The sequence below is a fragment of the Rufibacter sediminis genome, from assembly GCF_014269285.1.
Lineage (GTDB): Bacteria > Bacteroidota > Bacteroidia > Cytophagales > Hymenobacteraceae > Nibribacter > Nibribacter sediminis.
Map to the genome: position 1 here is coordinate 391,569 of NZ_JACOAF010000041.1, position 9,509 is coordinate 401,077.

Genomic DNA, 9,509 nt, shown 5'->3' on the forward strand with positions numbered 1-9,509 from the left:
GGGAAATGAAAAATTATGCTTTATGACGCGTCAGAACTTCGTCAATCAGACCATATTCTTTGGCTTCCTGCGCGATCATCCAATAGTCACGGTCAGAGTCTTTGTCAACCTGCTCCACGGATTTGCCGCTGTGGCTGGAGATGATTTCATACAACTCTTTCTTCAGCTTCAGGATTTCACGGGCCGTGATCTCAATGTCTGAGGCCTGTCCTTGAGTACCACCCATGGGTTGGTGAATCATAACCCGGGCGTGTGGCAGGGCAGAGCGCTTGTCTTTGGCTCCACCACACAGTAATACCGCACCCATAGAAGCGGCCAAACCGGTACAGATGGTGGCTACATCGGGCTGCACGTACTGCATGGTATCATAGATGCCTAGACCGGCATATACTGAACCACCCGGACTGTTGATGTACAGCAGGATGTCTTTCTTGGCGTCTACGCTTTCCAGGAACAGCAACTGCGCAGTAATAATGTTGGCGATATAATCATCTACCTGGGTGCCCAGGAAAATGATACGGTCTACCATCAGGCGGGAGAATACGTCAATCTCGCGGAAGTTGGTAGGTCTTTCCTCAATCACGGAACGCGTCATGCTGGTAGGGTGCATGTTCGTCTTGCTTTCCAGGTGGGTGAGGTATTGGTCAACGCCCAAGCCACTCATGCCTAGGCCTTGTACGGCAAATTTTCTGAATTCGTCTTTGGTGTACATAAGGGTTCTGTTTAGATGCCTTAACTTAAAAAGAAACGCGATGGTTACAAGAATAACCAGAGGGGCAAACGGAGTTCACCGGTTTCTGGGTTAGTTTTCTAAAATCAGGCCAAAAACGGATAATGGAATTTTACTGCCATTATGGCTGAAAAGGTAGCAAGTATCGCGTATCAGGTCTCAAGATAGGAGATATTTTGTAACGCCCGCTAGGCTTTCAGGAAAACTGCGGGAAGCAAATTTTTGAAAATCTTGCTACTTGCTACCCACTACGTGATACTTGCCCTGCTTGGTTTAAAACAGAAAAGCCTTTGCCGTACGGCAAAGGCTTTTCTGTTTTAAACCAAGCAGGGGATTAAGCACCTACTTTATTGCGGAATTCTTCAGCCGTCACGGTGTTTTCTGTGATGGTGATTTTCTCTTTCACAAACTCCAGCACTTTCTCAGCAACCAGGGCCTCGTACTCATTCACGAAGTTACGGCCGTTGTTTTGCTTCAAGTGGTTGTCCAGGAAGTTGTTGAAAGTGGCTTCCATTTCTTCCGGCACCTCTGGCATGTTGAACTGAGCCATCATTTTCTGACGCGCGCTGTTCACCACATCCTCGTTGCTCACTTTCAGGTCGTTCTCTTCCACCACTTTGTTGCGGATCATAGACCACTTCAGTTCTTTCACATACTGGTCGTAGAATTCCTCAATCTGCTCAGCAGTGATTTTGCCTTCGTTGGTCACGGCTAACCAGCGCTTGAAGAACTCAGTTGGAATCTCAATAGAAGATTTCTCCACCAGTTGGTCAATCACGTCGCGGTCCAGCACGTTCACGGCCTCACGGTCATAGTTTTCTTTGATCACCTCGCGTACTTTGGCGTCAAATTCTTCCTGCGTGGTCACGTTGCCTTGTCCGAAGATCTTGTCGAAGAACTCCTGGTTCATCTCGGCTGGCTCCGTGCGGTTGATTTTCTCTACCACAAAGGTGAATTGGCCGTTCAGGTCTTTGGTTACTTCTTTGCTCAGGCCGGTTACGTGCGCCAAAGCGGCATCGTCACCAAACGCTTCGCGGATGTCAAAGGTGATGGTGTCACCTGGTTTCACGCCCACAAACTTGTCTGCGCCAGCAATCACTTTGTTTAAAGGGAGCAGGGTTTTGGTCTCGAACTCACCTTCTACTTGTTTCAGGTCGCCGTACAGGTAATCGTTGGCCTCAGAAACCTCTGGGTTAGTGGTCTGCCCGAACTGGCGCTGCATCTGCTCATAGGCTTCGTCAACGGTGGTTTGGTCTACTTCAATGTCATATTTCTGCACAGAAACGTCATTCAAGGGCAGCTCAAATTCTGGCAACAAACCAACGGCGTAGCTGAATTCAAACTCTTTCTGGTTGTCCCAGTCAATGGCGTTCTCATCCTGACGCTCCGGAAGCGGCTCGCCCAGGATGCGCAGTTTGTTTTCTTTGATGTAGTTGTTCACAGACTCGTGCAGCAACTGGTTGATAGATTCCACCAAGATGCCTTTACCGTACATCTTACGGATCAAACCAGCCGGAACCTTACCAGGGCGGAAGCCTTTGATGCTGGCTTTCTTGCTGTATTCTTTGATTTGCTCGTCTACACGGGCGGCGTAGTCGGCCTCTTGCAGGCTAACTTTTAGGCTGGCATTCTGGCCATCGGTTTGATTCAGGGTGATATTCAAAGCTATCAGGTTTTAATTGTGCTACGGTTAAATTGAAAAAACCCCCAACCCCGGTTGGGATTGAGGGTTTGACTTTTGTGCGGATGGAGGGACTCGAACCCCCATGCCTCGCAGCGCTAGATCCTAAGTCTAGTGCGTCTACCAATTTCGCCACATCCGCATCAATGTGTTTTTGTATTTGGTGATGCAAATGTAGCAAACACTTTTTTGTTTATGCAACTCTCTTTCGTTTTTTTTGTTGAAATTTATAAAAAAGAGGTCAAAAACGCTTTGGCGCTTGCCAGACCACGGATTTTGATGTACCTACCCGTATGATTGACCACGAAGCAGAACGGAAAGAGATCCTGCGCCATTACAGAAAGTTGCTGCGTCATGCCAAGCCTTTTCTGAAGGACAACGACGCCAAGATCATAAAGAAGGCTTTTAACACTTCCTTAGAAGCCCACAAAGACATGCGCCGGAAATCTGGCGAGCCGTACATTTTACACCCCTTGGCGGTAGCCCAGATTGCCGTGGAGGAAATTGGCCTGGGCACCACCTCCATTGTGGCCGCCCTGCTGCACGACGTAGTAGAAGATACCGACCTGGAGATTGCCGATATTGAGCGCGACTTCGGCCCCCGGGTGGCCCGCATCATTGAAGGCCTTACCAAAATCTCCGGCGTATTTGAGTACGGTACCTCTCAGCAGGCCGAGAACTTTAGGAAAATGCTGCTCACGCTCTCTGATGACGTGCGCGTGATCCTGATCAAACTGGCCGACCGCCTGCACAACATGCGCACACTGGGCAGCATGGCCCGCGACAAGCAGCTCAAGATCGCCTCGGAGACCATGTACCTGTACGCCCCGCTGGCGCACCGCCTGGGTTTGTATGCCATTAAGTCTGAACTGGAAGACCTGCACCTCAAGTACACCGATACCGAGACGTACAAGTTCATCTCCAACAAGATCAGGCAGACCAAGGCGGCTCGGAACAAGTTCATCGCTGATTTCATTGGTCCGGTGGAGGAGGAGCTGCGGCGCCAGGGCTTCACTGATTTTGAGGTGAAAGGACGGCCTAAGTCCATTTACTCCATCCTCAAGAAGATGAAGAAGCAGAACGTCACCTTCGAGGAAATCTATGACCTGTTCGCCATCCGGATCATTCTCAATGTGCCTTATGAGCAGGAAAAGCCCGTCTGCTGGCGCGTCTATTCCATCGTGACCGATTTCTACCAGCCCAACCCAGACCGTTTGCGCGACTGGATCAGCACGCCCAAGGCCAACGGGTATGAGGCGCTGCATACCACCGTGATGAGCAAAACCGGCCAGTGGGTGGAGGTGCAGATCAGGACCAAACGCATGGACGATATTGCCGAGCGCGGGTATGCCGCCCACTGGAAATACAAAACTGGCAGCACCGGCCCCTCTGAGTCTGGCCTGGACAACTGGATCAACAAGGTGCGTGACATGCTGGACGTGAACAACACCAATGCCATCGAGTTCCTGGACGAGTTCCGGACCAATCTGTTTGTGGAGGAGGTGTTTGTCTTCACGCCCAAAGGCGAACTCATTATTCTGCCTGACCGTGCCACTGCGCTGGATTTCGCCTTTGAGATCCATACGCACATCGGGTACCAGAGCCTGGGCGCCAAGGTGAACCAGAAGCTGGTGCCGCTGAGTTACCGCCTGCACAACGGCGACCAGGTGGAGATTTTGACCTCGCAGAAACAGAAACCGACTGGTGAGTGGCTCAAGTTTGTGACTACCTCCAAGGCCCGTTCCAAGATCAAGGAGTTCCTGCGCGAAGAACGCAAAGGAAAAGCCGAGGAAGGGAAACAGCAGGTGGTAGAGCGGCTGGAGCTTCTGTCCATTGAACCATCGGCGGCGAACCTGAACCGGCTGGCGGCTTATTTCAACGCCTCGTCGTTGCAGGACTTCTATTATAGAGTGGCGGTGAATCTGATTGACCTGAAGGAGATCAAAGAATACATCTTCAATCCGCAGAGCGAGAAATACCGTCCGGCCTCATTGCTGGAAGGCTCCTCGTTCGACAAGGAGGTGGAGAAGATCAGGGGCGTGAACTCGCAGTTGCTGGTGATTGGCGGCGGCACCGATAAGATTGACTACGAGCTGGCCAATTGCTGCAACCCCATTCCCGGCGATGATGTGTTCGGTTTCCAGACGGTAGACCACGGCATCACCATCCACCGGACCACTTGCCCCAAAGCCGTGGAGCTGATGTCTAACTACGGGCACCGCATTGTGAAAGCGAAATGGACCGGGCAGCAGGAGCTGTCGTTCCTGGCGGGTATTGCCATCAAAGGAACCGATAGGGTAGGGCTGGTGAATGATGTGACCAAGATCATCTCCAACTCCCTGAAAGTAAACATGCGCTCCATCACCATCGACTCGCATGACGGCGTGTTTGAAGGCCGCCTGATGGTGTTCGTGAACGACACTGCCCAACTGGAGAAACTCATCCAGAAGATGATGAAAGTAAACGGGGTGCTCAGCGTAGACCGCTTCGATTCTTAAACAGGAGAATTTCTCTTATATATAATAGTAAACACAGCAAAGCCCGACCATTAGGTTGGGCTTTGCTGTGTAAGTAAAGATATGGGAGTGAATGAATCGCTAGAGAAGAAGCTTCCTGTTTTAAGGCCGATTTCCGGAAACCAGGCCCAAAACTAAGAACTGAACCAGGAAGCGTTTTCCTACGGCGATGCTTAGAACTTATAGTTCAACCCGATGGTGATGTGAGACATGGGGCCGCTCTCCAGTTCCAGGTGGGCACCTACGTTGGGGGTGAAGAAATAGCGGGCGCCGGCCAGTACGCCAAGTTTCACTTCTCCTTCTGAAGCATCACCGGCATAATAGGAATCCCAGTTCACTTTGGTTCTGGCGTAGCCCAAGGTTAAACCGGCGTAGGTGTCCAGCTTCTCGTTTTTGGCCAGATCTACGTGGTAAGCGCCCTTGGCCGCGATATACATCACGGTCCATTTGTAATCGCCTTCTCCCCATTTATAATGAGAGTAAGAGAAAACCCCGCCCACGCCAATGGTGCCGGGACCGGCGGCCACGTTCAGCCCTCTTTCATAGGAGACAGTTAAAGGCATGAGGGTACTTCCGCCGTTGGGGTAATCCAGGTTGTTCACCAGCCCAAGCCCGAAACCAATGACGTTGGTTCCGCCGGTAAAGGCGGCGTAGGTCTGCTTCTGCACTTCCGCGGTATTCGTTTCCGGGGTTAAAACTGCTTCGGTCGTTACGGTTTCGGCGGGCTTGGTTTCGGGAGCCGCGGGAGTTGCCGCTTTAACCGGAGCTTTTTTGGCGGTGGAGGAAGGAGCGGCCGTCGTTTTTTTGGCGGTTGAGGCTGCGGTATATTTTTTGGGGCTGGCAGAAACCGTGGTGGCGGGCTTCGCTTTCACTTGAGTAGAAGCGACCGAAGTGGTTTTCGCTTTGGTTTGTCCAGCTGCGGCGCTGGTAGACGTTTTGGGTTTGGTCTGCGCCGAAGCTGCCACCGAAGCGAAACATACCAGGCCTGTTAAGGCAAGCGTGCGCATGCCCCGTGAAAAGGATAACTTTTTCATAAGAGTAATTTTTCAGAAAGGGTTATAATGAATGTGTACTTATGAGAATGTTGGAAAGGCCTTTCGTCACAATTCTTATTCGTGTTATTGCTTCTTAGACACAGTGTTTTGCCATTACCCCTATCGGGACCAGAAAAATTTAGATAGGAAGGAAATCGGTTGAATGGCTGCTGGCGCGCGTTTTTGCTAGGAGAAGCTTCTGAACTCTCGGTTTAGCCCGGAGAAAGCAGGTCGTGTTTTTAAGTCATTTTTCGGAAATCAGCCCTAAAACGAACAGGGGAGACCTCTGGCCGGGGAAGAGCTGCAGGAGCCTGGAAACGCTTTCTGACGAGTGTTCGCTTGAGCTGATGTCTTTGTATTTGTCTCTGGTACAAGCCGGGGAACAACGCCGGTGACTTTCGCTGTTTTCCTTTTTGGGGGCGTTTTTAGCTTTCCCACATAAAACCTGTTAAGTTTGCAGCAGAAGAAGGCGTATGGCACTAGACGAAGCGAAATTCCTGGAGGTGAAGAAGATTTTCACCGCCTACTTAGAAAGCAAAGGTCTCCGGAAGACTCCTGAGCGCTATGCTATCTTAGAAGAGATTTATTCCCGTAACGGTCATTTTGATGTAGAGTCGCTTTACATCAGCATGAAGAACAAGAACTATCAGGTGAGCCGGGCCACCGTATACAATACCCTGGACCTGCTGGTAGAAAACGATCTGGTGAGTAAACACCAGTTCGGGCGTAACCTGGCGCAGTATGAGAAATCGTACGGCCGGCGGCAGCATGACCACGTGATCTGTACCGAGTGCCACAAAGTGGTGGAGTTCTGTGACCCGCGGGTCCATAACATCCAGACCATGGTGGGGGAGTTGCTGAATTTTAATATTCTGCACCACTCCCTAAATTTGTACGGCATTTGTGGCGACTGCCAGGCTAAACTAAACGCACCTTTCCATGAAAATTGATCACACGCTAGAGAACAACATCCTGCTCATCCGGTTAGAGGGCGACATGATTGGCGGGCCCGAAACCCAACGCCTCATGGACCTGGCCAACGCCACCATTGATGACTCTATGCTGCTGTCTGCGGTTGATCTTTCCAACGTGCGGTTCATCAACAGCACCGGCATAGGTGTACTGGTTTCCCTTTTGACCAAATTCAGAAACAGAGGCGGAGAACTTATCCTCATCAATCCGTCAGAGCACATCCGTAAGTTATTAATCATCACAAAACTGAACGCCATCTTTACCATTGCCGAGGATGACACCAATGCCGTTCAGCTTCTTAAAGAATCAGTTTAAATGCCAGTTGACATTTTAGTAGGCCTCCAGTGGGGCGACGAAGGAAAAGGTAAGATCGTTGATGTACTTGCTCCTCAATATGATGTGGTAGCCCGTTTCCAGGGTGGCCCCAATGCCGGACACACCCTTGAGTTTGAAGGCACCAAGCACGTGTTGCACCAAATCCCGTCCGGTATTTTCCATGAGCACATCACCAACATCATCGGGAACGGGGTGGTGCTGGATCCCATCGTATTCCGGACCGAGGTGGAGAAACTGACCGCCCGGGGCGTAGACGCTACCCGTAACCTTTTCATCTCTAAAAAGGCGCAGCTGATTCTTCCGTCCCACAAAAGCCTGGACAGAATCTCTGAAGAAGCCCTGGGAACCTCTAAGATCGGCTCCACCCAGAAGGGAATCGGGCCGGCTTACCAGGACAAGATCGGCCGGAGCGGTTTGCGCGTGGGAGACATCCTGCTGCCTGATTTCCAGGAGCGTTACAAAGCCACGGTTGAGAAGCACCAGAAAATAGCCTCTTTTTACCAAAAGGGCCTTGAAATAGACGAGTTGGAGCAGCAGTTCTTCAGCGCTATTGAATTCCTGAGAACCTTCACCCTGGTTGACTCTGAGTACATGATCAACCAGGCGCTCAAAGACGGTAAGAAAATTCTGGCCGAAGGTGCTCAAGGATCTCTCCTGGACATCGACTTTGGTACCTATCCGTTCGTGACCTCTTCCAACACGCTGGTGGCCGGGGCTTGTACCGGTTTAGGAATCGCCCCTCGTCACATTGGGGAAGTCTATGGTATCTTCAAAGCCTACTGTACCCGCGTGGGAAGCGGACCTTTCCCCACTGAGTTGCACGATGAGGTAGGAGAGCAGATTCGTCAGGCGGGCCGGGAGTTCGGTTCTACCACGGGCCGTCCGCGCCGCTGCGGCTGGATTGACCTGCCTACCCTTAAGTATGCCATCATGCTGAACGGCGTAACCCAACTCAACATGATGAAAGCCGATGTGTTGGATGAATTCGATGAGATCAGCGTCTGCACCCACTATCAAATGGCCGATGGCACTGTGACTGATCAGGTACCCCATGACCTAGATAAAGCGGATATCACGCCTATCTACATCACTATGAAAGGCTGGGGCGAGGAACTCCGGAAATACGAGTCTTATAATGCGCTTCCGAAAGCTGTTCTGGAATACGTTGCTTTCCTGGAGGAGCAGTTAGAAGTAAGCGTGAATATCATTAGCGTTGGACCAGATAGAAAGAGCACCTTGGTTAAGTAAGCTATAGGTGAAGAACAATAAGAAAGAGGCAGTGCGGGAACGTACTGCCTCTTTCTTATTATAGACGATCTGTCTTCCGAGCGTTTGATTATCGAATGGATCAATTTTTTTGCCGTTTTGGACCTCTTTTCGCCAAAACACGGACAAAACGTTCTCTGTGCAATCACCTATTCCCAGGTACTTCCCAGTCCCCGAATACGGTTCTTCCCCAGTCTTGATCCTGGAGACGAGCTCTAGAGAGCCGCCTTGGGAATAAGTTGAAAAATTTTTCCGTTTGGGAACTCCCTCATCCTGAACACAGTTACCTATCAGCCTACGGCAAGGAGCGCATGAATTCCTTCCATCCCAGCAGACGGCGCTTGTTTCTTGGGGAAAGATCCTTACCTTTGCAGCCCGCTCAACAGGAGAGGGAGAAGGAACTTAGTGTAGACGGAAAGTTAAAGAAAAAGTTTTCCCCTGCCCCTTGCGGGTTCGGAAGTTCTTCTTACCTTTGCACTCCCTTCCAGAAAGGGTCCCAACGCACCGACCGGGTGCTGAGGGAAAGGAAAAAAGTTTTGCCGATTGCTTGCGAAGAGAGAAGTTCTTCTTACCTTTGCAGCCCGCTTCAACGGAAAGCCTTCGGGCCTGGGAACGGAAGCGCTTCTTGGTTAGTTGAGCCGAGAGAATCAGAAAAAAAAAGTTTTTCGAAAGTGTTGCAGAGAGGAAAAAAGTTCTTACCTTTGCACCCGCTTCCAGAGAGAAGCCAAGGAAAACAAGCTCAGCCGACAGGGTTGGGAAGAGAAAAAAAAGAAAAAAAAGCTGCTCAGGCTTGCGGAATCGAAGAAAGTCCCTACCTTTGCAGCCCCTACCGGAAGGGAGGGAAACGGAAGCCGAGAGGGTTCCGCCAGTCACCGGCGACAGGCCGGTGGGAAGTTCTTTGAGTGAATGGGAAGATAGGAAAAGAGGACATACAGTAATGTTTGTCCAGGAAAAACGAAGCGTATCGGCGGTCG

The 9,509-nt window shown here is 50.9% G+C and carries 8 protein-coding genes and 1 tRNA gene; 4 read left to right on the forward strand and 5 right to left on the reverse strand.

Going from position 1 to position 9,509, the window contains the following annotated elements:
- Positions 1–13 precede the first annotated feature (13 nt).
- The 3 genes from H7U12_RS17710 to H7U12_RS17720 all read right to left on the reverse strand — a co-directional run bounded on the left by H7U12_RS17710 (position 14) and on the right by H7U12_RS17720 (position 2,553).
- Complete coding sequence (locus H7U12_RS17710) at positions 14–712, reverse strand: ClpP family protease (protein WP_186640483.1); 699 nt, start codon at positions 710–712, stop codon at positions 14–16.
- A gap of 352 nt (positions 713–1,064) precedes the next feature.
- On the reverse strand, positions 1,065–2,393 hold the full coding sequence (gene tig, locus H7U12_RS17715; protein ID WP_186640485.1) for a trigger factor: 1,329 nt from the start codon (positions 2,391–2,393) through the stop codon (positions 1,065–1,067).
- Positions 2,394–2,471: 78 nt separating this feature from the next.
- Positions 2,472–2,553, reverse strand: a tRNA-Leu gene (locus tag H7U12_RS17720).
- Positions 2,554–2,704: 151 nt separating this feature from the next.
- Here H7U12_RS17720 and H7U12_RS17725 point away from each other — a divergent pair.
- On the forward strand, positions 2,705–4,909 hold the full coding sequence (locus tag H7U12_RS17725) for a RelA/SpoT family protein (protein ID WP_186640487.1): 2,205 nt from the start codon (positions 2,705–2,707) through the stop codon (positions 4,907–4,909).
- Positions 4,910–5,100: 191 nt separating this feature from the next.
- On the opposite strand, the gene H7U12_RS17730 is transcribed toward H7U12_RS17725, so the two are convergent.
- On the reverse strand, positions 5,101–5,961 hold the full coding sequence (locus H7U12_RS17730) for a hypothetical protein (RefSeq protein WP_186640489.1): 861 nt from the start codon (positions 5,959–5,961) through the stop codon (positions 5,101–5,103).
- Between the two features lie 473 nt (positions 5,962–6,434).
- On the opposite strand from H7U12_RS17730, the gene H7U12_RS17735 reads away from it, so the two are divergent.
- The 3 genes from H7U12_RS17735 to H7U12_RS17745 are packed head-to-tail and all read left to right on the forward strand — an operon-like array spanning position 6,435 to position 8,517.
- Complete coding sequence (locus H7U12_RS17735) at positions 6,435–6,911, forward strand: Fur family transcriptional regulator (RefSeq protein WP_186640491.1); 477 nt, start codon at positions 6,435–6,437, stop codon at positions 6,909–6,911.
- The gene (locus H7U12_RS17740; RefSeq protein ID WP_186640493.1) at positions 6,901–7,248 is read left to right on the forward strand and encodes an STAS domain-containing protein; all 348 of its coding nucleotides are present in this window, start codon (positions 6,901–6,903) and stop codon (positions 7,246–7,248) included. Before H7U12_RS17735 ends, H7U12_RS17740 begins: the two co-directional genes overlap by 11 nt.
- On the forward strand, positions 7,249–8,517 hold the full coding sequence (locus H7U12_RS17745; protein WP_186640495.1) for an adenylosuccinate synthase: 1,269 nt from the start codon (positions 7,249–7,251) through the stop codon (positions 8,515–8,517).
- Positions 8,518–8,937: 420 nt separating this feature from the next.
- Here the strand turns inward: H7U12_RS17745 and H7U12_RS17750 are convergent.
- Positions 8,938–9,509 (reverse strand): hypothetical protein (locus H7U12_RS17750; protein ID WP_186640497.1); only part of this gene is annotated, 572 nt, incomplete at its 5' end.